Here is a 23,353-nt window from a genome sequence, read left to right on the forward strand (position 1 = left end):
AATGTGGTTCTATGGAGCTACTTCTACGCCCTAAGCAATTTTTTAACCAACATCAATCGATCAAAACCATTGTAGGTCTTGTCTTACTATCTTTATTTGTTTCGACTGTTTTTTTAACTTTTTTTATCATTGATTTATTAGTAGAGGAGCCTTTATCTGCGGGAAAACAATTAGCCAGCATTGTGTTTATCTTTTTGCTGACAATCCCACTTTATTTCATATTGAATTTTCTCGGTACTGTCGTGACTTCAATTTATATGTGCTTTTTTCATAAAACGTTTATTTTGCGCAAAATGTATTTTGTGATCTTGCTTTATAATGCGTTGCTTCTATTAGTGAATAGCGCAGCAATCTATTGTGTGATGGTACTCGATTTAGATCATTATTTTATCTTCATCCAAGCGGTTTCGTTTTTGATCAACTTGTACCTATTACGCATCCTATATGATGGGATCATTTATTATGCTAAAGGATCAAAAAAAGCCGCCCTTGCGACCGTCATCTTGTATATGCTGGTGACCACCGTTTTTGTTATTGGAGGATTTATCAATGGCTAGTTTGCAAGTGTCTCAGCTATCTTTTCGTTATGAAACAACTGAAGAAAGCTCTCCCCTCCTTGATCAAGTATCCTTTCATCTGAAAGAAGGTGATCGTGCTTGTATTATCGGAAAAAACGGCAGCGGTAAATCGACACTTTTAAAGATCATCGCAGGTCTGCTTCCTTCAGTATCCGAAACGGTATTACTCAACGAACAGCATCATCCTGGGTCAGCTCTTTATAAAGGGTTGGTCGCGTACATCCCAGATAAGCCTTTGGTTTATGATGCGCTGACTGGTATCGAGCATATGACTCTTATACAGTCGCTATGGAAAATGAATCAGTCAGAAAAAGAGGTATACAAAAAGACCTTTCTCTCACTTTGTGATGCATTTGATTTAACTCATGCACTCAAGATGCCTGTCAAACAATATTCACTAGGTATGAGATATAAGCTTTTCTTTAATTGTATGGCGGCCAGATCACCAGAGCTAATCATTCTTGATGAACCTTTTACATCTCTTGATGAGGCATCTCAAATGCAGTCTATTTCTTTATTAAAAGAAGAATTCTCTGATCAATGTGTTTTATTTACAAGCCATCAGCGCTACCTTTATTCAGAATTAGGAAATCGTTTTTTCGAGCTTGATCACGGACAACTAAATGAAATAGAGCGTTAAACATACAAAAGGCATCCCATCACAGGATGCCTCACTTCTTTATACCATTATCTTACCATTTACAGCGTTTGACCGGGCGGCAGCAAGGGTTCTTGATATCACTGCCACAGTCATATTCTTCCACAATATACTCATTTCGAGTAGATTGCGTCACAGGGTAGTAGTTTTCAATTCTTTTGATGTTTTTATTGACGTTTGTGATATGAGTTGGATGAATTTTTCTAATCGTTTGTTCATTTGTTGTCGTGTTGACAATTTGACGTGTAGGGGATACAACCGTTTCAACTTCTCCATGATTCCCTCTGCGAGGCCCAAAGAAAAAATTGTCTAATCGATTCCGGCTCATTCTCAACACCCCTTCAAGTTGTCTTTCACTTACACTCTATCGTATGTAAGAAAGCTCCTTCGTGACTAGATGCTTGTCTATTTTTTAAAAAATCCACTATCCATCTCGTTTTCTCTTTCTTTACAAAAGGGCAATTTTAACATATTATACAAATGATATCTTGCGAGAAAGGACATCCATGAAAACAAAACATAAGCTTTTTTTATTCATTATATTACTTGTCATCATTATTGCTCTTCCACTGCTGTCGCCTATGGTTTTTACAAATGCGACTGAAAGAGGAGCGATACGGCAGGCGATCTATCAAGAAGGCTACCCTTACCAAAGCTATTTTGCTATTTTGCAAAAAAAGGACGATGTAGACCCTCAATATGGTCAGCTGTATGATGTGTATTGGCAGGCTTGGAAAAGCGAGACAGGAATGACACCTTCCGTCTGTTATTCAAAAAAGATAGAAGACCATGAATATAAGGTCAGCTGCGGAACTGCACCATAACATTTTTCAATAACTTTAAAATTAGAGGTGAACGATTTGATCAACACAACACAAACCATCGAACGAAACAAACTGGACATTGCACTTGAACTGACGCAATTGCATTTGAATCGATATGAAGCAAATCATCCTGATCAGCTGAGTGAAATTTATGCGAAATATTATGCGCTTCTTGAAGTACTGGACGTATCCTCATCTGATCAATTAATGGATTTACTGCCAGATGAACTGAAACAAATACTTGATTAAAAAAGCCATCTATCCGCACAGGATAGATGGTTCAGATTGTTGACAAAGGGCTAAAATGAACTTGATTTTAGCCCTTTGTCTTCTTTTCAGCGTGATAGAAAACCTTTGAATTCTAGGAAGGACGAGTACCGGCGCGGAGCGAATTTGACATTCGTGAGCACTGGCACGCAGGACTGACACCGAATGCGAGGGTTTGTCTACACGCTGAAACCATCTATCCACACAGGATAGATGGTTTCCTTTAGACACGTGCAGCCATATCGGTTTCGATTTGTTCTAAGCTTCTTCCTTTTGTTTCAACTAATACAAAGCGCGTGAACAACAGGCCAATTAAGCAGATGACACCAAATGAGGAGAAAATGACGCCAAAGCTGAATTGGTCAGCCAAGATAGGGAACACAAGGCCAACTGCTAATGATCCCGTCCAGTTAAAGGCAGAGGAAATGCCCGCTCCAATACCCCTGACAGAAAGCGGGAAAATTTCACCAATGATAATCCATGTGATCGGTGCCCATGAGAAGGCATAGCACAAAATAAAGCAGCAAAGTGAAATCAATGTGACCCAGTTTAATATGCCTTCACTCACTCCGAGCGCACCTAATGCCGCTGGTGCAAAGAAAGACAGGGCCATCCCCGTTCCCCCAACTGTGAGAATCGTTCGGCGGTCAAACCGGTCGACGAATTGTAAAAAGATCACGGTCGTCACAACAAATATGACACCAACAATGACGGTAAAACCTGCGGCAACTTGCGGAGCAAGACCTACATTTCTTGCGATACTCGTTGCATAATACACAATGGAGTTTGCCCCCTGTATTTGCTGGAGTGTCGCCATTCCGACCCCAATAAAGAGAGCCATTCGGAATTTCTTTTGAAATAATTCACGAATGCCTGAGCGTTCTTCTTTTGCCACTTCTAAAATTTCTTGCATTTCTGCTTCAATCTCTTCACGTGATGAACGAAGTGATCCTAATACTTCACGTGCCTTATGAGCCATTCCGTGTTTAATTAAATATCTTGGAGATTCAGGAAGTTTCAGCATGCCAATATAAAGCACGATCGCAAATAAAGCAGCACTTCCCAGCATCCAGCGCCAGCTGTCTGGAATTGGTTCAAACACAAATGCGACGATATAGCTAAGCAATAATCCACTCACAATCATCAGCTGATTCAGGCCGGACAATTTCCCACGAATTTTGGCCGGAGCGATTTCAGACATGTAAGCAGGCACGAGCGATGAGGCTGTCCCTACAGCTGTTCCTAAGAAAATCCGGGCAATGGTTAATGAGATTTCTTCTGGTGCAATGGCTGAGCCAAGCGCACCGACAAAAAAGATAATCGATGACACCAAAATGAGTTTTCTGCGGCCAAACTTATCCCCCATCAGACCGCTTAAAATGGAACCAATGATCGCCCCGCCCATTAATGAAGAAACGACGATGCCAAGCCATAACGGGCTGAGCTGAAATTCTTCCTGAATGTGCCCTTCTGCCCCTGCGATAATACCAATATCATATCCAAATAAGATACCTGCAAAGGACCCGAAAAAGAAGATAAATTTACTTGATACTTTTTTCTCCAAGTGGATGACCCCCCTCACTTAATAAACCGCTTTCATTTCTCCCTGCCATTCTACCGTTCACAGTAGAATGCATTTCACCCTTCTTTATAAAACCACATATTCTGCATTCACAAGCTTTGCAAAATGAACAATTTGATCAACCGTTAAATTGAGAGATACGACTGTATGATGACCTCCGCCGTGCTTAATCCATGCTTTGATGCCATCTTGAAAGTTCGGTTTGATTTTCCAGAGGACTCGTGCCACCGGTAAATGAGGTGCTGCTTCCTGCGGCTCAAAGGCTTCCACTTCTTGAATCAGCCATTTGAAATGTGTTCCAAAATCAGCAATGGAGACAACAATGCCCTCGCCTGCTTTTCCATCAAACACAAGACGTGCTGGGTCTTCCCGGTTTCCAATGCCTAGCGGAGATACGACAATGACAGGTTTTGTATGTGCAAGCGCAGGATCTACTTCTAGCATATGAGATTGCAGCACCGCTTCCTGACCAGCAGTCATTTCATATGTGTAATCTTCCATAAAACCAGTCGATTGATGATGGCTCATCACCTTTAATAAACGATCCAGTGCGGCGGTTTTCCAATCCCCTTCACCCGCAAAGCCATATCCCTTTGCCATCAGCCGCTGAACGGCTAAACCCGGAAGCTGCTTCATGCCATGTAAATCTTCAAAGTTTGTCGTAAAGGCATTGTAGCCGCCTTCATCTAAAAAACGTTTGATGGCAATTTCATATCGTGCCTGCACTTTCACACTTTGTTCCCATTCTTCCGCCGAATAGCTCCCATAATCCACGTCATATAATGTTAAGTACTCAGCAAACAGAGCATCAACTTCTGCTTCTTCCACAGCATTTACATAGTTCACAAGATCGCCAATTCCAAAGTAATCAACGGTCCATCCCAGCTGGATTGCGCTTCAATTTTATCTCCTTCTGTCACAGCAACGTGGCGCATATTGTCACCAAACCGAGCCACTTTAATGTGGAAGCTCTCATGATAGGCAGCCGCAACGTCCATCCAATCAGCGATTTGCTGCTTCACCTCCTGCTTCGACCAATGACCTGCAACGATTTGGTTTTGCTTATTTAAACGTGCATTGATATAGCCGTACTCTCTGTCTCCATGTGCCGATTGATGGAGATTCATATAGTCCATATCAATCGTGTCCCATGGAATGTTTTCATAGTATTGCGTGACGAGATGCAAAAGAGGCTTTTGCAAAAGAGACGTACCACGTATCCACATTTTTGCTGGAGAAAACGTATGCATCCAAGTCATCACACCGATGACCTCATCACGATAGTTGACCTCTTTCATCAGCTGTGTGATTTGATCCGCACTGACCGCCAGTTCCTGCAGAATAATTGGATAAGGCAGCAAACCGCTCTCATTTAAGGCATCTGTTATCTTTTGCGCATCTGCCTTCACTTGCTTCAGTGCATCGTCCCCATATAAGTGCTGTGACCCAACGACAAACCAACATTCTTTCTTCTGACTTGTTAACATAGAAATCCCTCTTTTCTTTATCTTGAAGGTTTTTGTCCGTAATACGCATGTGTTCCATGTTTTCTTAAATAATGTTTATCTAAAATCACCTGCGGAAGAGGCTCTGCATATTCGTTCAATTGCTTTGCAAACAGGTTCATTTTCGCTACTTCATCTAAAATGACACTGTTCGTTACCGCACTTTTTGCATCTTTTCCCCACGTAAAGGGACCATGACCTTGTAGCAAAATACCAGGAACCGCCATGACATCTATTTGTCTTTTCTCAAACGTTTCAATGATCAAGTGTCCTGTTTCCACCTCATACCCGCGATTCACCTCTTCTTCTGTGAGAAATCGAGCGCACGGAACAGGTCCGTAAAATGTATCTGCATGTGTTGTGCCCATTGCTGGTAAATCAAGTCCAGCTTGCGCCCATACCGTTGCCCACATTGAATGGCTATGTGAAATGCCGCCAATTTCCTCAAAATGTTTGTAAAGAACAGCATGTGTGGCAGTATCGGAAGAAGGATTGAATTCTCCCTCTACCACTTGACCGTCAAAATCGACCACGACCATGTCTTTTGCTGATAATTTGTCATACGCTATGCCGCTTGGCTTAATGACAAACAGTCCACTGTCACGATCGCACGCACTGACATTGCCCCATGTAAATTTCACAAGTCCGTACTTTGGTAGATCTAGATTCGCTTGAAACACTTCTTCTTTTAACCGCTCTAACATACAGGTGCCGCTCCTTTCTGTGGCGTCAAATGTTCTACTGCCGCTTTTTCTATCGGGAGTCCTTCTTGATAGCGCTTTATAAATTCCTCAAAACCTTTAACATCCAGTGGATCAGGATCAATAAGCTCTTCTAATGTATGGGCAAACACTTGATGCTTGAGAAAATGGCTCAGTGTTTGCTGCTGGTGATTGATCATATATGAAGCAAGGACCGCCATCCCAAACGCACCGCCTTCTCCCGCCGTTGATACGACGGATACAGGTGTCCCGAGTGCAGCAGCGACCATTTTTTGCCCAACTATCGGTGTTTTAAATAAACCGCCATGTCCTAGTAAGCGATCAATCTTGACTTGTTCATGTGCTTTTAACCGATCCATTCCGATTTTCATTGCGCCAAATGCAGAGAAGAGATGAGTCCGAATGAAATTAGCAAGGGTAAACCGACTTTGAGGAGATCTAACAAAAAGGGGTCTTCCTTCTTTTAGTCTCGTAATATTTTCACCAGAATAATAGCCATAGCTTAAAAGCCCGCCCCCATCACGATCTGCTTCTAAAGCCTGATTCAATAGGGTTTCGTACAATCTTTCTGTTTCAACTGGCTGACCCATTGCTTCAAACGCTTCTCTGAATAGATTCATCCAAGCGTTGAGGTCACTTGTACAATTGTTGGCATGAACCATCGCGACTGGCAGGCCATCTGGTGTCGTGACAAGGTCCACTTCTGGGTACACACCTTTTAGATGTTGCTCTAACACAATCATGGCAAATACAGATGTCCCAACTGAAATATTCCCAGTTCTCTTTTCCACACTGTTTGTTGCGACCATCCCTGTTCCTGCATCACCCTCTGGCGGGCAAAAAGGGATACCTGGTTGCAACTGTTTGCCTTGGTCTAAAATCGCTGCTCCAGCTGCTGTTAACACACCAGCTTCTTCTCCTGCTAAATAGATGCGCGGCAAAAGATGACGAAGCTTCCACGGGTAGCCTTTTTCTGCAATCAATGCTTCAAATTGATGAAGCATCACTTCGTTGTAATCCTTCGTTTTTTCATCAATGGGGAACATTCCCGACGCATCGCCAATTCCGATGGCCTGCTTCCCTGTTAACAGCCAGTGAATGTAGCCGGACAAAGTGGTCACATACTCTAACCGGGACAGATGTTTTTCCTCTCCTAGTATCGCTTGGTATAAGTGAGCGATACTCCATCTTTCTGGAATATGAAATTGGAATACATCTGTTAGCTTTTGACTCGCCTCGGTCGTTGTTCCATTCCGCCACGTTCGAAACGGGACGAGGAGCTCTCCTGTATGATGACAGGCGACGTAGCCATGCATCATCGCAGATATCCCGATGGAGCCAATGGTTTGAATCGTCACCCCATACAATTGTGCAGCCTGTTCTTTCATCTGACGGTACGCCACTTGAAGACCTGTAATGATCTCAATTAAGTTGTACGTCCATATTCCTTCTTGAAGAGAACTTTCCCATTCAAATGCACCTTGCGCAATTGGCTGAAACTCTTCATCTATTAAAATGGCTTTAATTCGTGTCGAACCAAATTCAATGCCCAAAGATGTCCTGCCTTCTCTAATGGCTTTGGCCGTCTCTTCACGATTCATTTTGTTCACCCCCATGATGATAGCGGTTTCAAATATCTATTTCGTTTGATCCATCTTTACCTGTGCACAAAAACAATATAATATTTGTACGTACATATGTCAATAATAAATATAGTTGTGCATACAAAATCAGACAAAAACTTTCATATTCTCTAAGGATTAGACGGTAGACACTGCAAGCGCCTGTTTTTGATTAAGCAACCATGTTAAAATATGTCCATACAAGTTCTTCTCAATCCGAGTAGAGGATCAACTGTGAAAGAAGTGAAACGATGAAAAAGAAGTACCAGATCATTATGGATGATATAAAAAGCAAAATACTGACAGGGGATTACCGGATCGGGGAGCGTATTCCAACCGAATCAAGCTTACAAGAGATGTATCAAGTAAGCCGGCATACGGTGCGAAAAGCCATCTTAGAATTATCGAGTGAAGGTTTTTTACGAAGCGAAAAAGGCTCGGGCACATTTGTCACCAATCAATATCAAACAAAACCTGCTGGACATGCTCATATGAAAACGATTGGCGTCATCACCACATACATATCCGATTACATTTTCCCGTCGATCATTCGGGGCATCGAAAGCCGATTAAATGAAGAGAACTATTCTTTGTTACTGGCGAGTACAAATAACGATGTGGAGCAGGAGAAAAAAGCGCTTGAAATGATGCTGTCCTTTGGTGTGGACGGATTAATTGTCGAACCGACAAAAAGCAATTTATATAATCCAAACATTTCGTACTACCTATCCTTTAAAGAGCAGGATGTCCCGCTTATAATGATCAATGCCTACTATGAGCAGTTAGAGGTTCCCTTCCTTTGTTTGGATGATGTGAAGTCCAGCTATTTAGCGACAAAGGAGCTGATCACCTCTGGACATCAGCACATTGGACTGATTTCAAAAACAGATGATTTACAAGGAAAATATCGAATGAAAGGCTATATTCAGGCACTCGGTGAAGCGAAGCTCAATTTCCTACCAGAGCATGTCCTTTTTTTCGATACAGAATCGAAACAGTATTTAGGGGATCATATCAAAACCTTTTTACAAGCACACCAGCATGAGCTGACCGCCCTTGTTTGCTATAACGATGAAGTCGGGTTAGAAGTAGCAAATGTATGTAGTGAAATGGGTTTATCTATTCCAGATGATCTTTCCATTATTGGACAGGATAACTCGTATATTGCCCAAAAAAATGCCCATGTGAAACTGACAACGCTGACACACCCTCAAGAGCAAATGGGACGAGATGCGGCAGACTGGATGATTAAAAAAGTACAAGGGAAAAAGAATCTCCCTGATCAAACTTTTTATGAGCCTGAACTCGTTCCTGGTGAAACGATTAAAGCGCTGAACGCAAGAAAAAATGAGCCCTCTTCATAGGAGGCTCATTTTGCTTTAAGCTCTTGTTCAAGCATATTCATCACGTCATAGGCAATTCGGTCGGGAGAATCTTGCGTGATACGATTGCGATAGTTAGACAAGACGACCACTCCTGTTTTTGAATGCGGGCGGAAACCCATGAAGCTGGAGAAACCAGAAGTTGCACCATTATGGCAAATCAATCCCGTATCATCTATGACCCACCCGAGTCCCATTGACATGTTTTTCCCTATCTTCACCTTTGGCTCGTGGGTCATTTTCCATGGAGAAGCGACGTCTGCACTCATATGTGCAGAGAGAAATGAAAGCAAATCAGTGATCGTCGAACGAATCGCACCAGCCCCTTGATAGTCATGCATCTGAAGCGGAGGAACCTCTTTTCCATTCTCTTGATGACCGAGGATCATCTTCTCTTTGACATCCTCCTTGATCGTAATAAAGGTGTTCGATAGTTTCAGCTCATCCACGATATATTCAGTCAGCAGCTCTTCATATGTTTTGTGAAGAGACCATCCCATGATCAACCCGAGGAGTCCCATCCCTACATTGGAGTAACGAGATGGGTATTCTTTTCGCTCATTCCATTTTTTCGAGTGTAACAGTTTCATTAATTCATCAAGGGAGTATTGACAGTACATATCTCTTCTCACTTTTGGAAGGAACCTTAGTTGTAAATCTCTGAGAAAACGATGTGAAGGAAGTCCAGACGTATGGGTTGCCAGCTGTTCCAATTGGATAGGGTGATTCTTTCTTATTTCGGGACAATACAGTGAAATGGAATCGTCTAGCTTCATCTGCCCTTTTTGAATCATGCTTGCTAATATACTTGTCGTAAAGACTTTTGAAATAGAGCCGATTTCAAAAATGACCTCCTCAGGCTGCACGCGCTGCTGTATGGGGTGATCTCCGAAATGAAAAACGTGTCTTTCTCCTTGATGAATCAGTCCGATCACAAGCAGTGCCTGTTTCTTTTTCTCCGTATAAGAAGAGGCAATTCGCTGTACTTCTTGTTTGAGCATCATCAATGGATCATCATCCTTCCCCTTCATTTTGATCTACAATCAATTGATCAAGCTTTGTATAAATGGATGTCAATGTGTTGATCTCTTCGAGGCTTAATTTTGAATAGTATTTTTCAATGATCGCAAGTTCTATCTTTCTCATATTCTCCAAGTACGTCTTTGCCTTTTCAGAAAGTTCAACGTGCAATTCCCGACGATTTTGCGGGTTGATGGTGCGGCGAACCCATTCTTTTTTTTCAAGCGTGTTTAACAACTGGCTCACAGCACTTTGGGTGATGCCTAGTTGCTGAGCAATTTGAATAGGTGAGCTTCCCCCTTTTCGCTCTACGAAATCAAGGACAATATGCTGCTTATCAGTTAACTCATCTACAAATAACTCTTCAAACTCTAATCGGAGCTTTTGATGGATGCGCGCTTCGATTTGGTTTAACTCTTGGATCATCGTTGTTTTGGATGTCACTGTCATCACCTTCATAATTAAGATAATTTAAGTATAAAGGTATATTAATTATTAATCAACAAAAATCCCTATCTTTTATCAAAGATAGGGAAAATGCCGATTATACTTCTTCTTTAGGTGAAGGTACTGCACATACGCCATCTGCACATGCTTCTTCAAATGAAGCATCAGCCGCTTTCTCCGTTTGCGCTGCCTCTTCTGTCCAAGCCGTTTCAAGTGCACGAAGGAACGTATCTGCTGGCTGTGCACCAGCAACCGAATATTGATCATTGATCAAGAAAAAAGGCACAGCAGAAATCCCGAGCTGTCTTGCTTCTTTTTCATCTTCTCGTACATCGTCTGCAAATTCTTGCCCGTCTAGAACCTTTTGTACTTCGTTCTGATCAAGACCTGCTTTTTCTGCGATATCTAAAAGGGTTTGACGATCACCAACATGCTTTCCATCTGTAAAATACGCTTGAAACAGCTCTCCCATGACAAGATCGCCTTTTCCCATTTTTCCAGCATATTGTGCGAGCTGGTGGGCATCAAAGGTGTTTGTCAAAACGAGTGGATCGAATTGAAAATCGATTCCTTTCTCCTTGCCCGCCTGTTTCACCTGTTCATTCATTGCGATGGCCCGGCTACGGCTCATGCCATATTTTTTGACAAGCATATCATGCACATCATAATCCACTGCAACAGGTGCATTCGGATCAAGCTCAAAGCTTTTAAACTCTACTTCTACCTGTTCTTTATGAGGGAATTGCTCAAGCGCTGTTTCCAACTGTTTTTTTCCTATATAACAAAAAGGACAGGCGATATCTGACCAAATTTGCACTTTCATCTTCATCTTCCTTCCGTTGCTTACGTTTTTTCTTTCAAGATGTAACTATTATAGTTACATCTTATCCTTTATGTCAAGTGATCCTTCTTTTTAAGTACCATGTATTAAAAAAACCTTTCCTTCAAAAAAGGAAAGGTTTTCATCACGGCTATTCTAAATTCGCATGGTGACCGTACATTTTATGGGTGTCGAGCTCTTTCATTTCCATCAATCTCAAGATGACCGCATCGTACATAAGAAGCAAAGTTTGCTCAAATAATGAGCCCATCGGCTGAATCGTATGATGGTTTCCTTCATGTTGATCCTTTGGCGCACCTGACAGTAAGATGACTTCATCCGATAGATCAGCTATAGGTGACTCAGCTGAAAGCGTGAACGACGCCACGCTTCCGCCAATCGCCCTTGCCTTTTTCGCGAGCACAAGCAGCGTCTCTGTTCGGCCAGAACCGCTCCCTACAATCAATAAATCCTCAGATGTAAAAGCAGGCGTATTCGTTTCACCGATCACATAAGCTTCGACACCAATATGCGTGAGTCTCATCGCAAACGATTTCCCCATCAAACCAGACCTGCCAGCCCCTGCGACGAAGACCTTTCGAGCCGCTAAAATGCTTTTGACAAGCTGCTCTGCTTGTTCGTCTTGAATCGCGGGCGAGTGCTCAGAAAGCTCGCTTAGAATCGCTCTCACATAGTCACTTGTTTTCATGATTGTGCAATCAACTGCTTCATTTGCGCAGCCACTTCTGCTTTATTGTCTTGGCTCGCAATACCGCCGCCGACAATAATCAAATCAGGGTTTAATTTGACGACTTCAGGCAATGTATCAAGCTTAATACCGCCTGCAATCGCTGTTTTCGCCTGTTTGACCACTTGTTTAATGGTCATGAGATCAGCAAATGAGTTTTGACCAACCGCTTGCAGGTCATAGCCTGTGTGCACACAAATATAATCTACCCCAAGCTCATCAAGCTCTTTCGCACGGCCGGCGATATCTTTGATACCAATCATATCGACTAAAATTTGTTTCCCTCTTGCTTTTGCTTCCTTCACCGCTCCTTGAATGGACATATCTTCTGCCGCCGCAAGAATGGTCACAATATCCGCTCCAGCCTCGGATGCCTGCTGCACTTCATAACCGGCAGCATCCATAATTTTGAGATCCGCCAGCACACGTAAATTCGGAAACGCCTGTTTAACTTCTTTTACAGCACGAAGTCCTTCGTTGATCACAACAGGTGTCCCAATTTCCACCACATCAATAGACGCTTCTACTTCTTTGATCAGCTCGATCGCTTCTGGTATATTCACTAAATCTAACGCTAATTGTAATTTCATCTACATTCACTCCTGTTTCATCATGTCATCTTCAAGAGCTCCGCGGATGATGCATCTTGAATCTTTCTTGCATGAAACGAGTATAACAACAGGAATGGCGCAATCCTAGTACGCACTTTTTTTTTACATACTATACTTTTTCGCATATGGGCACAAAAAAGATACTGTCTTTCGACCAGTATCTATTGTAGGTAATTCTATTTATCATCCTTTAAGAAATTGCTGTCGAGATATTGTTTGCCCCAATCATACATCGCCTCTAAAATTGGCATTAAGCTTTCTCCGAGTTCTGTGAGAGAATACTCAACCTTTGGCGGAACGACAGGATAAACCTCTCGGTGCACAATGTGATCTTCCTCTAATTCTCTTAGCTGATTGACAAGCATTCTTTGCGTAATCCCAGGCATTAACGACTTTAACTCACCAAACCGTTTTGTTCCTTCTCTGCCAAGGTGCCATAAGATCAACATTTTCCACTTACCGCCGATAATATTCAGCGTCAGCTCTTTTTCGCAATTGAACACTTTATTTTCCATACGTGATGACAACAACATACACTCCTTTAATTTCAAACCACTTTATCATATACTTCGGCAAAATGGATTGCCCTAGCATACAGTCTTTGTTATTGATTTTGTTTTTTGACGAAAGCCATCACAGCCTTTGTCATCTCTTGCGCTTCTTTTGGCGCTCTGTCAGATCCAAACCATTTATTTAAATCACTGTGGCTCAGCGAATGAACCCGAAAAACAAACCGTGAGCCTTGATCATGGTTCAGTTTTTCTGCAAATCGGTACACCTCAGGGTTTTCCCAGCCTGTGACCAAATAAACAGGCGGTACATTCGTTTGATTCATATAAGTGACAGGTGATGCCTTTGTCCAGTTCTTCTCGTGTTTGCCAAACACTTTTTTATACGATGGAATGGCTTGTATAAATTGATTGATGTTTAACGGCCCATCTAAAATCACGATAGAATTGATCGTTTTTGGCGACAGCCCCACACGTTTTAAGTAAGTCGAATCTGTAGCAACCAATGCTGTCAAATGACCGCCCGCTGAGTGTCCCATGACATTGATTTTTGACGAATCGATTTGATATTCATCTGCATGATCCTTGACCCACTTAATAGCATTCGCCGTATCATCTGCCATCTGCTCGAAGTTGGCATCGGGGTGAAGCCTGTAATTCATTGAAACAAACACATACCCTTGACCCGTAAAATAATCAGCCTTTGAAGCGACTCTATTCTTATCGCCGCCTGTCCAGCCGCCGCCATGGAGATAGATCATGACTGGATGCTTCTTCTTTTTGTCTTCATCTTTTCCCTTTGGCATATATATATCCAGTGTTTGCTGTTTATTTTGTGTGTCTGCATAATGGATGTTCGTCGTCGGCTTAGGCTGGTTGAAACGGAACACAAAGAATGCGCATACCAATAATCCAGCGATGACCGCCGCAAATAAGAGCCATTTCATGATTCGATTCAATGTCATTGCACCTTTCTGTGTTGGGATGGGGAAGCATGATTCGCATATATGTAGAGAGACTACCCTGATTCCTTTTATACGACTTGTATGACTTGAACCGTTTGACAGTAAAAAGAAAAATACTGTTCTTCATAATCTTCGACAAAGTAATTCAAATATTCCCAGCCTCTATCCAAAAGTTGAATGTTCAAAAAAAGATAGGAATCGTTTGTTAACTCCAAATCTTTGATTTGAACAGAAGAGACGTTGGTAAATTTCAGATGAATGTCTGCTTGCAGATTCGGGGAATCATATGGGATGTACATTACAATACAGTTGATCAAGTCGTAATGTTCATTATACTCTTTAAAGTAGTGAAATTCATTGATTTGCTTTAGATGCTTGATATTGAAATCGGGATTTGTTTCTGGATTTTTTCATCTAAAAACTATGTCATCGTTTGTCCTCCAAAAGGTTATTGTATCAGTGCAATGATTCTTTTTCTTGTTTCTTCATGGTATAGAACATAGTAATGCAATAAAGGATATGACTCGAGGATATGTTGATACGTTTTGATCTGAGGATATTGCTCTTCAAATGACTGACGCAGCACGTTTAACTGTTTTTTCGGTATTCGTTTATGATCGACCACATAACTTAAGCTGCCTGCAACAAGTGAAAAAAACATATAAAAATCATCTGAGTACATACCGGTTTCTTCTTCAAAAGAGATGATTTCATCTGGATAAGCAGAATCTAATAAGTATTGATAACGTTGTTTTACATCATCGAATAAACCTTGTTTATCACGGCTGATTTTCATGGATTTTTCCCCAATCTCTCATTGTTTTTAATTCTTATTTAGACGCTAATGAGATCTTCCTATACACTGCAAATAAATTCTTGTGAATCGAAACATACGTTTTTCGATTCTATTGCGAGTAACATCCCATTGATGTTAAATAGAAAATTTGTATTTGAATCAAATTCTTCAAGAAGTACATTTTTAAGGTTCCCTATCCCATTAGGATGGTAACTGCATTCAAAAATTTTCCAATTCATCTCTTCTTGTATCAATTCTTCAAATCTATCATTACCTTCACCCCCATTATAATAAAGACTCGCCACATTCATAAATCGTATTTCATGTTGAGTAACTTTATTTAATTCTGATACTTTTAAGCTCAGTACTAATTCTTTTTGAAACAAATCAAATGTGACTCCGAGTACATTAAAACCCCCATCTAGATAATCGATCCATTTTTCTACACTACTAAACAACTCATTCACTCTCTAACGTATTCTCTTGTTTTTTGATAATGAATCCTATTCTGTCACAGGGTTTGTAAATATTCTTCAAATGAAATAAAGTCCACCTTTTTACAAATTCATTTAAAATTTTCTACTTTCCTGTAATAGTAACCTCTGTTTAAATGAAAGGAACCTAATATTTGAATACACAGAACAATGTAGATCGTGAAATTTACGATCTAAATTTTATAGTTTCTAAAGAGTTTATTTTTAAAATCATCAGGAAGTTTTTGATTCGGAAATACAACTGAAACCCAACCTAATACAACCTCATCTAAAGGTCTCCACGTTTTCAACATATGATTGTCCTTGATTTCAATTTTATGAGTTGCTAATACCCCGATTTCATAATTTCTTTCTCCATAAATCATCCATTTCGCAGAAGGAGACACCCATAAGATGCGAGATGCAGTATTCATGATGCTGTCATTCAAACTCTGCTGCGGGTAATCCGCTAAAATATCAAGGTAATCACTAGATGAGATATGTAACGATATTTTCACCCAAGGATAATAACCAAAATCCTGATAAAAATGATCCATACTTTTCTGATCTTCTAATACAGCCATAAATATATTGTCGTCACCATGAATCAAAGCCACATGCTTTAACATAACCCAGCTGTCATCAGATAATAACCAATGAAATTCTTCAAATAAATAATCATGCTGTCCTGTTTTAAACACTTGTTCAGGGAATGTTTTTTTACAATGAACTAGCGAATGAATAAATGATAAATAATGTTCAAATTCTTTCGGATTAGTGATAAACAATTTTATGCCCCTTTTGAAGAATAATGAGTTGCAAATTGAGTGACATAATCATTGACTTTCTTTTTGTCATTTAATAATAGCTCTAACCAAGCTGTTAAGCTAGGATGATCTAATGGTTTCCATCCTTCTTCTAAGAATGTCTTTGGTGCTTTTTTAGATGCCAAACCTAATATACAAATTTCCAGCTCTCTATCTCCCCAAATTGCCCACTCCAAAGAATGAGATAACCAAACAACGATATTTGAGTTAGTGATAATAGCATCAGCTATGGAGCTTTCTGGACTGGTCCATAAGGCATTTGCATAGTCCTCACCAGAAATGTCAACACTCGTCCTCAGCCAATTATAATAACCAAATTCCTTCATATAGTATTCTACTGGATCTGGCTTAAGGACCGCCGTTAAAAAGTCCTTATCTTGTGTTAAAACTGATAGCTTTTTTATTGTTGTTAAAACCTCATCACTCAATGCCCAATCAAACTCTTGAAACAAAAAACAATCAAAATTCTTTTGGAATACTTGTTGTGGCAGATGTTCATTTTGATAAAACACATTCTCGACTAAAGACTGATAGGATTTGAATTCTTTTTCTGAATGCATAAATAAGTGTTCAAGCCGTTTCAAATCTTTGCTCCTCTCTTTTCACCTTTTAAGACGATCTAGTAGTTTATTTAATTCTTTCTCTGTTTCTTACAGTTTTCCAATAATAGAAACTTCTTTTCTCGTCATTATCCCATTTAAGATATTTAGACAATTATACTAATTATGTCGTTTATATGACATATCCAAACGAATCCATATATCATCATTTTATCAAAAAGTCTCCATTTCTACTCATAAAAAAAGCACCCTAAACGGATGCTTCTACCAAATGATATTTTTTCAAAATACGATAGGTAATTTCTTTTGCTTCTATTCCGGTGCCTTCGATATTTGTGGTGAAGATGTAGGTTTTGTTTTCATATTTAATGAAGCCTGCGTACCAGCCGATTCCTGATCCGGAGCCTGTTTTTCCGTATAGCGTGGCGTGTTTCTCTTCTTCTTGTATCATCATTCGTTTGACGATTCTCATAACAGATAGGTCAAATGGGAGACTTTCTTCATATAGCTGTTTAAGGAAATGGACTTGTTCTACTGGAGAAATGCGTAGCGTACTGCTTAGCCAAAACTGATCAATTCCGCCAGATATGTCTTGATTCCCATACTGAATGGCTTTTATCCAATGGCCCATGCGTTCTTCCCCGATGTCACGTGCCATGGCTTGATAATACCAGACGACTGAATCTCTCATGCCTGAGCCCAGTGTATGGTCCTTATTCCAGTTATCAATCTCTCTTTTTACTCCGTCCCAATATTTGATGTCGTATTCATCTTTAACTGCGCCAGTTTGAAGTCCGATTAAGGCATTTGCTATTTTAAACGTTGATTGAGGTGCAAAGCGCTTGTTCGCTCTTTTTTTGTTATACACCCATGGTGATTTTTCTTTTACTTCTTGAATCACAAATGTGCCTTCCCGCTCTTTCATGAATTCATCGACGGACCATTTTGGAGATGTTCCTTCACTTGATGCAGGCTTGCTCATACAAAGTGCTGCAAGCATCACGCCAGCAATCAGCCATTTCATCTTCTTTTTTTGCAAACAATCACCCTCTTTGCTCATGATTGCAATCGATTGTAGCATGCTGACTGATCAGAAATAAGAGCCGCTCGTCCTCTTTTTCAATAAAAAAAGCCGGTTTTATCCGGCTTTCTGTTTATTGTACGTTCAATTTTTTCTCTTCAATCGCTTGCTTTGCAATTTTCGAAATCGTCATATCGTCCATTGGTGGGTTATGAAGCCCAGCACGAATGTCTCGATAGTAACGTTGAAGCGGGCAGCTAAGGCTTAAGCTTTTTGCACCGACTAAACGCATGGCTTTATCGACCACTTGCAGACTATCATTAACGACTGTATGCTTCACAGCACCGAATTCATTGATTAACAGCTCTCTTTTCTCTGGCTGCTCATATAATGTTGTCGTTGAATAGATGACATGGCGTGCTTGCTTTAGTAGTAAATCAATTTCGCCAATCAGTGTTTGGATATTTGGCAGTTCGCTAATCGTTCCGCTAATACTGTTCGGTGAATGGGTGATGGCATACTGAACAGCATAGTCTCTTGCCGCTTGTGCAATCCCTAAATAGCAGGAAGGAATATGTGCGATCCAAGGGTTTAACGTACCGCCCCGAGGTCCTTTTTGCACTTCAACCAACATGTCATCTGGAACTTCCACATGATCTAGAATTAAATCATGGCTCTCTGTTCCTCTCATGCCAACAACATCCCACGTTTCTTCTATAGAAACACCTTTTGTATTACGGTGAATTAAGAAGAAGCCCATCGCTTCTTTTTCTTCGATCCATACACCGACGAGAAAATATGTGAGTGCTGGTGACATCGTTGTGAATGTTTTCCTGCCACTGATCACCCATTGATCTCCTGATCTCGTTGCAGTTGTTCCAGGTTTGCCTCCTCTTGTTGGACTCCCTGTTTGCGCTTCACTGACGGCCCGGTTCACAAGAGCCCCATTTTTGATTTCTTCAGCAAAAAATTGCAGCTGCTTCTCATTCCATAGTTTCTTTTCATAAATTTCACCAACAACTCCTTGGTGCCAGCCGATCGATAAGGCAGTTGCTCCATCCATACTTCCTAGTGTTTCTTGAAAAAGGACCATATCCTTTACAGATTGACCCCCGCCCCCGTACTCAACAGGCAGAGACAACGTTGTATAGCCCAGTTCTACTAATGATTCGATATTCTGTTTAGGAAAATAGGCACCCTCATCATGTTCTTTTGCAGATTGTTCGATCGTTTCACGAAGGGATTCTAGTTGATTTAGCCAATTTTTTTGAAAATCTGTATCGACAAATAATGCTTTAGACAAAACGTATCCAACTCCTCTGTTTCTCGCAATCTATCATATCCGATTTATCCAATAGGTATTATTAAAACACACTTTACTTATAGGATTTAATGTGTTAAATTTTATCAATATTAAGTACATATGTCAAAGGAACGTGATGCTTTTATGATTTCTGCTACTAATCTACATAAATCCTATGGGTCAACTCATGTGTTAAAAGGAATTGATTTCACCGTACAAGAAGGTGAAGTGGTCGCCATTATTGGACCGAGCGGATCAGGAAAAACAACCCTTCTCCGCAGTTTAAACAGCCTTGATATCCCAGACAAAGGAACGCTGACAGTTGGAGAAGCCACGATTCAATTTGAACAATATCGAAAAAAAGATCTTCTAAAACTCAGACAGCAATCGTCTATGGTGTTTCAGCATTATCACTTGTTTCAAAATAAACGAGCACTTGAAAACATCACAGAAGGATTGATTGTGTCTCAAAACATGTCTAAAAAAGAGGCGGAAAAAATCGGAGAGCAATTGTTAACGCGAATTGGGCTGCTTCATAAAAAAGATGCGTTTCCAAGTGAATTATCCGGCGGTCAACAGCAGCGGATTGGGATTGCCCGTGCTCTTGCCATGAATCCTGCGGTGCTTTTGTTTGATGAACCAACGTCCGCACTAGACCCAGAGATGGTCGGAGAAATCCTTGAAATGATGAAAGATATTGCGAGCCAAGGCATGACGATGGTCATTGTGACGCATGAAATCTCGTTTGCAAAAGATGTAGCGGATACAGTGATCTTTATGGCAGATGGGGAAATCGTTGAAAAAGGCTCACCAGAAGACGTCCTGATGAAGCCTCAGCATGAACGGACGAAACAATTTTTATCAAGAATTCATCGCGGGATGTGGCAAGGATTGGAGGAAGACAGATGAAGCGCAAGACTTTATTCACCGCCGCTAGTATCCTTCTGTTTCTCCTCTCTCTCATTGGCTGCAGCAGTGTGAAAACGACAACAGATGATGGCAGACAAATTGTCAAAGTTGCACTAAGCGCAGAAGTCAATCCGCCTTTTTTAGCCACAAATGACCGCAACGAACCGATTGGCTATAACATCGATTATTTAAATGAAGTCGAGAAACGTTTGTCACACATTCATTTTGATTATATCTTTGGCGAGGAAGAATCCAATTTAATTGGGATCGGCGCTGGGAAATTTGAAATGGCGGCTAATTGGTTTTTTAGTAATCCTGAACGTGAAAAACGCTTTCTTTATCCTAAGGTTCCATACGGCTATTCGATGACAGGTTTAATTGTGAATGAATCAGAGCAAGATATTGAATCTCTAGACGATATGACATCAAAAAAGCTCGCTCCCGTCAGTCCTAGCGGCGGCCTTCGTTCCATATTAAATCAATATAATGAAGAAAATGATCGGAAAATTCCGCTCACGACCATTGAAAGCCCTTCAAACGAACTCAATTTAAAACGAGTCGAAAGTGGACGGTCCGATGCGGCTTTTATGAATATTTCGACCTTTGATACGATTCAAAAACATCTTCACCTGAAAGTCAAAGTGGGCGGCATTGTCTCAAAGGAACCTATTTATCTTGTCTTACAGCCTAGTCAAAAGAAACTAGCATCACAATTGGACCGAGTGACACAAGAGATGATAGAAGACGGAACATTACCTGACCTTGCGAAGAAATGGTTTGGTGTTGATTTCTTTCAAGATATTGACTATATATCAGAGCAAGGCTATCAATATGAAGAAAGGAAGGAAACGCCATGACGTTTACAGCTGGAGATTGGCTAAGAATCTTTTTACAAGTGGTGGATCGTCTGCCACTCACATTTCTGATGATTGTGGTGTCATTGTTTTTTGCCATCATCATCGGATTGCTGTTTGCTTGCATTCGAATCAAACAAATTCCAGTGCTGAAACAATTGGCGGTCATTTATTTGTCATTTACACGAAGTACGCCGCTCATTGTTCAGTTATTTCTGATTTATTTTGGCCTGCCTCAGCTTTTACTCATGGCCGGAATCCAAATCAATCATTGGGATCGTGTGTTATTTGTGATGATCACATTCTCGTTACATACGGGCGCTTATTTATCTGAAGTCTTTCGCAGTGCATATTCCTCTGTTGGGAAAGATCAGCTTGAAGCAGCTTACATTGTTGGGATGACAGATTCGCAGGCATTAATGAGGATCATTATTCCGCAAGCCTTTCTCATTGCACTTCCGAACCTCGGAAATTACACCATTGATCTCGTGAAAGATACCGCCATTGCATTTACAATCGGACTCATTGATATGATGGGACAGGTCAAAATCATCCTAGGTAATAACTACGGGATAGGGATGTTTGAAGTGTACGTCATCATTGCAATTGTGTATTGGCTGATTTGCATCAGTATTGAACTGATCACGATGCTACTGGAAAGAAAATTTGTGAAAGGCCGCACCAGCCTGTCACGCTAAGGAGGCGATTTGATGCAAACCATTGATATATCATTTGCGATTGACCAAATACCACATATTCTAAAAGGCGTTCCCTTTACCTTATTGATTGCACTTGTTTCTATGGCTGTGAGCCTTTTGATTGGATCTGTTTTTGCTTTCATTCGCCTCTTTCGTATCCCTGTGCTCCGCCAGCTGGTCACGCTCTATGTCTCATTTTTTAGAGGAACACCTCTCATTGTTCAGTTGTTTGCTTTCTTTTATGGCATTCCATTTGTTCTGACCAAAATGAATAGCACTTTTGGGTTGACCTTTCACCCGGATATGGTCTCCCCGCTTACCGTTGCCCTTATCACCTTCAGCCTGCATTCAGCCGCACATTTAACAGAAGTGGTCCGCAGCGCACTCCTTGCGGTAGACAGAGGGCAGCTTGAAGCGGCGAAAATCGTTGGCATGACCACCAGACAGGCGATGATTCGCATTATTTTACCGCAAGCGTTTGTGGTTGCCCTGCCAAACCTAGGGAATCAGCTCATTCAGCTGTTAAAAGCCACATCCCTTTCGTTTACAATTGGTGTACTGGAAATCATGGGGATCTCTCGAATCATTGCAAATGACGGCTACAAATTTTTAGAAACGTATCTTGTCTCTGCTTTGATCTATTGGATGCTTAGTATTTTCTTTGAACTCGCTTTTGCTTTGTTAGAGAAACGAGTCAGCGTGTACGGAAAATCTCTTGGACGTTAAAAAAGCCGATCAGGTACAAACCCTGATCGACTTTTTTATTCTCCTTTTTTCGGTGTGTTATATAGTTCTTTCGGTGCTGGTTTGAGTTTAGGCGCAGAGCCGAACACGACAGGAGCAGAAATATATCTGAATTCTCCCTTTCCATCCATACTTCGGCCATGTGCCCATCTGCCTTCTTTGCTTTCTTCTCCTCTTGAGAAGTTAAACAAATCATAGGATACTTGCTGTTTTTCCAGTGAGCGCGGGAAGGTGGTTGGGACAACAACATCCCCTTCTCGTTCTTCCAATTCCTTAATTGCAGCCAGCCACATATTTTGATGATATGTATCACGAGCAATGAGAAAGGAGAGCATATCCTTCACTCCGCGGTCATCGGTCATCTCATAAAGCCGTGTAACCTGAAGTCTGCCTTGTGACTCCGCGTTCAAATTTGCCCGGAAGTCAGCCATTAAATTTCCACTTGCAATGATATATTTTGCATTCCACGGATACCCTTGACTATCTGCTGCCATTGCCCCTAAGCCTGCAACAATTGCATGTTGAGGATTCATTCCGCCCATGACGGCTGCAAGTGCTGGATCACTTTGATACGCTTCTTCTTGTTCTTTAACTGGGGCATTATCAAGTAATCGAGCAATCATCGTTGCCAGCATTTCGACATGACCGATTTCCTCCGTTCCAATGTCATGGAGCAAATCTTTATATTTTTGATCCGCTCGGCAGTTAAACCCTTGAAATAAATATTGCATCATCACGCTGATTTCTCCATATTGACCGCCTAACACCTCTTGCAATTTTTTCGCATAAAGAGGGTCCGGCTTAGAGGGCTTTGCTTCATATTGCAGTTCTTTAATGTGATAAAACATGATGTCATCTCCTTTATTTACAAACACCTTTGCACTTATCACTATTCAGCCGATTCCCTC

Annotated in this window: 27 protein-coding genes and 1 pseudogene; 9 read left to right on the forward strand and 19 right to left on the reverse strand. The window is 41.0% G+C overall.

Features of this window, described 5'->3' with window-relative positions; translation table 11 throughout:
- Positions 1–11 precede the first annotated feature (11 nt).
- Both AC0VYC_RS11975 and AC0VYC_RS11980 read left to right on the forward strand, forming a co-directional pair.
- Positions 12–557 (forward strand): hypothetical protein, encoded by a 546-nt coding sequence (locus tag AC0VYC_RS11975; protein WP_475388527.1) that lies wholly within the window; start codon positions 12–14, stop codon positions 555–557.
- Positions 550–1,218, forward strand: coding sequence for an ABC transporter ATP-binding protein (locus AC0VYC_RS11980; protein ID WP_024718783.1), 669 nt, complete (start codon positions 550–552; stop codon positions 1,216–1,218). The genes AC0VYC_RS11975 and AC0VYC_RS11980 overlap by 8 nt, the downstream gene beginning before the upstream one ends.
- 52 nt (positions 1,219–1,270) lie before the next feature.
- On the opposite strand, the gene AC0VYC_RS11985 is transcribed toward AC0VYC_RS11980, so the two are convergent.
- Positions 1,271–1,564, reverse strand: coding sequence for a CotD family spore coat protein (locus tag AC0VYC_RS11985; protein ID WP_008342559.1), 294 nt, complete (start codon positions 1,562–1,564; stop codon positions 1,271–1,273).
- A gap of 178 nt (positions 1,565–1,742) precedes the next feature.
- On the opposite strand from AC0VYC_RS11985, the gene AC0VYC_RS11990 reads away from it, so the two are divergent.
- Both AC0VYC_RS11990 and AC0VYC_RS11995 read left to right on the forward strand, forming a co-directional pair.
- Positions 1,743–2,060, forward strand: a complete 318-nt coding sequence (locus tag AC0VYC_RS11990) for a hypothetical protein (protein ID WP_335352235.1) — start codon at positions 1,743–1,745, stop codon at positions 2,058–2,060.
- 27 nt (positions 2,061–2,087) lie between these two features.
- Positions 2,088–2,309, forward strand: a complete 222-nt coding sequence (locus AC0VYC_RS11995; RefSeq protein WP_224558471.1) for a hypothetical protein — start codon at positions 2,088–2,090, stop codon at positions 2,307–2,309.
- A 241-nt stretch (positions 2,310–2,550) separates the two neighbouring features.
- Here AC0VYC_RS11995 and AC0VYC_RS12000 read toward each other — a convergent pair whose 3' ends face one another.
- The 4 genes and pseudogenes from AC0VYC_RS12000 to AC0VYC_RS12015 all read right to left on the reverse strand — a co-directional run bounded on the left by AC0VYC_RS12000 (position 2,551) and on the right by AC0VYC_RS12015 (position 7,737).
- Positions 2,551–3,891: a sugar porter family MFS transporter gene (locus AC0VYC_RS12000; RefSeq protein ID WP_007501378.1), complete on the reverse strand. Its 1,341-nt coding sequence runs from the start codon at positions 3,889–3,891 to the stop codon at positions 2,551–2,553.
- Positions 3,892–3,975: 84 nt separating this feature from the next.
- Positions 3,976–5,396 (reverse strand): annotated as a pseudogene (gene araA, locus AC0VYC_RS12005) (L-arabinose isomerase).
- A gap of 17 nt (positions 5,397–5,413) precedes the next feature.
- Complete coding sequence (locus AC0VYC_RS12010) at positions 5,414–6,118, reverse strand: L-ribulose-5-phosphate 4-epimerase (protein WP_007501382.1); 705 nt, start codon at positions 6,116–6,118, stop codon at positions 5,414–5,416.
- Positions 6,112–7,737 (reverse strand): xylulokinase, encoded by a 1,626-nt coding sequence (locus AC0VYC_RS12015; protein WP_024718778.1) that lies wholly within the window; start codon positions 7,735–7,737, stop codon positions 6,112–6,114. The genes AC0VYC_RS12010 and AC0VYC_RS12015 overlap by 7 nt, the downstream gene beginning before the upstream one ends.
- Before the next feature lie 272 nt (positions 7,738–8,009).
- Between AC0VYC_RS12015 and AC0VYC_RS12020 the strand changes: the two genes are divergently transcribed.
- On the forward strand, positions 8,010–9,122 hold the full coding sequence (locus tag AC0VYC_RS12020; protein ID WP_039167175.1) for a GntR family transcriptional regulator: 1,113 nt from the start codon (positions 8,010–8,012) through the stop codon (positions 9,120–9,122).
- Between the two features lie 5 nt (positions 9,123–9,127).
- Here AC0VYC_RS12020 and AC0VYC_RS12025 read toward each other — a convergent pair whose 3' ends face one another.
- From AC0VYC_RS12025 to AC0VYC_RS12085, 13 genes are all read right to left on the reverse strand, one after another.
- Entirely contained in the window at positions 9,128–10,144 is a 1,017-nt protein-coding gene (locus AC0VYC_RS12025; RefSeq protein WP_475390051.1) for a serine hydrolase domain-containing protein, read from the reverse strand.
- A 10-nt stretch (positions 10,145–10,154) separates the two neighbouring features.
- Positions 10,155–10,610 carry a MarR family winged helix-turn-helix transcriptional regulator gene (locus AC0VYC_RS12030; RefSeq protein WP_231101392.1) on the reverse strand — a complete coding sequence of 152 codons (456 nt, stop codon included), beginning with the start codon at positions 10,608–10,610 and terminating at the stop codon, positions 10,155–10,157.
- Between the two features lie 94 nt (positions 10,611–10,704).
- Complete coding sequence (locus AC0VYC_RS12035) at positions 10,705–11,430, reverse strand: DsbA family oxidoreductase (RefSeq protein WP_019743620.1); 726 nt, start codon at positions 11,428–11,430, stop codon at positions 10,705–10,707.
- Between the two features lie 148 nt (positions 11,431–11,578).
- Positions 11,579–12,136 carry a 6-phospho-3-hexuloisomerase gene (gene hxlB, locus AC0VYC_RS12040; protein WP_041506847.1) on the reverse strand — a complete coding sequence of 186 codons (558 nt, stop codon included), beginning with the start codon at positions 12,134–12,136 and terminating at the stop codon, positions 11,579–11,581.
- A complete protein-coding gene (gene hxlA, locus AC0VYC_RS12045) occupies positions 12,133–12,765 on the reverse strand; it encodes a 3-hexulose-6-phosphate synthase (RefSeq protein ID WP_024718772.1) in 633 nt (210 codons plus the stop codon). Before hxlA ends, hxlB begins: the two co-directional genes overlap by 4 nt.
- A 197-nt stretch (positions 12,766–12,962) precedes the next feature.
- Positions 12,963–13,319: a transcriptional activator HxlR gene (gene hxlR / locus AC0VYC_RS12050; protein ID WP_029708013.1), complete on the reverse strand. Its 357-nt coding sequence runs from the start codon at positions 13,317–13,319 to the stop codon at positions 12,963–12,965.
- Positions 13,320–13,390: 71 nt separating this feature from the next.
- Positions 13,391–14,260, reverse strand: coding sequence for an alpha/beta hydrolase (locus AC0VYC_RS12055; RefSeq protein WP_039167159.1), 870 nt, complete (start codon positions 14,258–14,260; stop codon positions 13,391–13,393).
- A 448-nt stretch (positions 14,261–14,708) separates the two neighbouring features.
- Positions 14,709–15,056 (reverse strand): YxiJ family protein, encoded by a 348-nt coding sequence (locus AC0VYC_RS12060; RefSeq protein WP_286070159.1) that lies wholly within the window; start codon positions 15,054–15,056, stop codon positions 14,709–14,711.
- Between the two features lie 59 nt (positions 15,057–15,115).
- Positions 15,116–15,514, reverse strand: coding sequence for a YxiG family protein (locus AC0VYC_RS12065; protein ID WP_475388535.1), 399 nt, complete (start codon positions 15,512–15,514; stop codon positions 15,116–15,118).
- Positions 15,515–15,723: 209 nt separating this feature from the next.
- A complete protein-coding gene (locus AC0VYC_RS12070; RefSeq protein ID WP_475388537.1) occupies positions 15,724–16,317 on the reverse strand; it encodes a hypothetical protein in 594 nt (197 codons plus the stop codon).
- 2 nt (positions 16,318–16,319) lie between these two features.
- Positions 16,320–16,940 carry a hypothetical protein gene (locus tag AC0VYC_RS12075; protein ID WP_475388539.1) on the reverse strand — a complete coding sequence of 207 codons (621 nt, stop codon included), beginning with the start codon at positions 16,938–16,940 and terminating at the stop codon, positions 16,320–16,322.
- A 226-nt stretch (positions 16,941–17,166) separates the two neighbouring features.
- Positions 17,167–17,955, reverse strand: coding sequence for a BPU family class D beta-lactamase (blaBPU, locus tag AC0VYC_RS12080; RefSeq protein WP_475388541.1), 789 nt, complete (start codon positions 17,953–17,955; stop codon positions 17,167–17,169).
- 115 nt (positions 17,956–18,070) lie between these two features.
- A complete protein-coding gene (locus AC0VYC_RS12085) occupies positions 18,071–19,240 on the reverse strand; it encodes an acyl-CoA dehydrogenase family protein (RefSeq protein WP_342461836.1) in 1,170 nt (389 codons plus the stop codon).
- Positions 19,241–19,384: 144 nt separating this feature from the next.
- On the opposite strand from AC0VYC_RS12085, the gene AC0VYC_RS12090 reads away from it, so the two are divergent.
- From AC0VYC_RS12090 to AC0VYC_RS12105, 4 genes are read left to right on the forward strand one after another with little or no spacing between them, the layout of a single operon-like run.
- Positions 19,385–20,149 (forward strand): amino acid ABC transporter ATP-binding protein, encoded by a 765-nt coding sequence (locus tag AC0VYC_RS12090; protein ID WP_024718348.1) that lies wholly within the window; start codon positions 19,385–19,387, stop codon positions 20,147–20,149.
- Positions 20,146–21,006 (forward strand): amino acid ABC transporter substrate-binding protein, encoded by an 861-nt coding sequence (locus AC0VYC_RS12095; RefSeq protein WP_475388544.1) that lies wholly within the window; start codon positions 20,146–20,148, stop codon positions 21,004–21,006. The genes AC0VYC_RS12090 and AC0VYC_RS12095 overlap by 4 nt, the downstream gene beginning before the upstream one ends.
- Complete coding sequence (locus AC0VYC_RS12100) at positions 21,003–21,701, forward strand: amino acid ABC transporter permease (RefSeq protein ID WP_041506838.1); 699 nt, start codon at positions 21,003–21,005, stop codon at positions 21,699–21,701. The genes AC0VYC_RS12095 and AC0VYC_RS12100 overlap by 4 nt, the downstream gene beginning before the upstream one ends.
- 12 nt (positions 21,702–21,713) lie before the next feature.
- The gene (locus AC0VYC_RS12105; protein ID WP_008342619.1) at positions 21,714–22,427 is read left to right on the forward strand and encodes an amino acid ABC transporter permease; all 714 of its coding nucleotides are present in this window, start codon (positions 21,714–21,716) and stop codon (positions 22,425–22,427) included.
- Between the two features lie 35 nt (positions 22,428–22,462).
- Here AC0VYC_RS12105 and AC0VYC_RS12110 read toward each other — a convergent pair whose 3' ends face one another.
- Positions 22,463–23,293 carry a manganese catalase gene (locus AC0VYC_RS12110; protein WP_007501404.1) on the reverse strand — a complete coding sequence of 277 codons (831 nt, stop codon included), beginning with the start codon at positions 23,291–23,293 and terminating at the stop codon, positions 22,463–22,465.
- Positions 23,294–23,353 lie beyond the last annotated feature (60 nt).

Source organism: Bacillus sp. iso_77 (assembly GCF_056173625.1).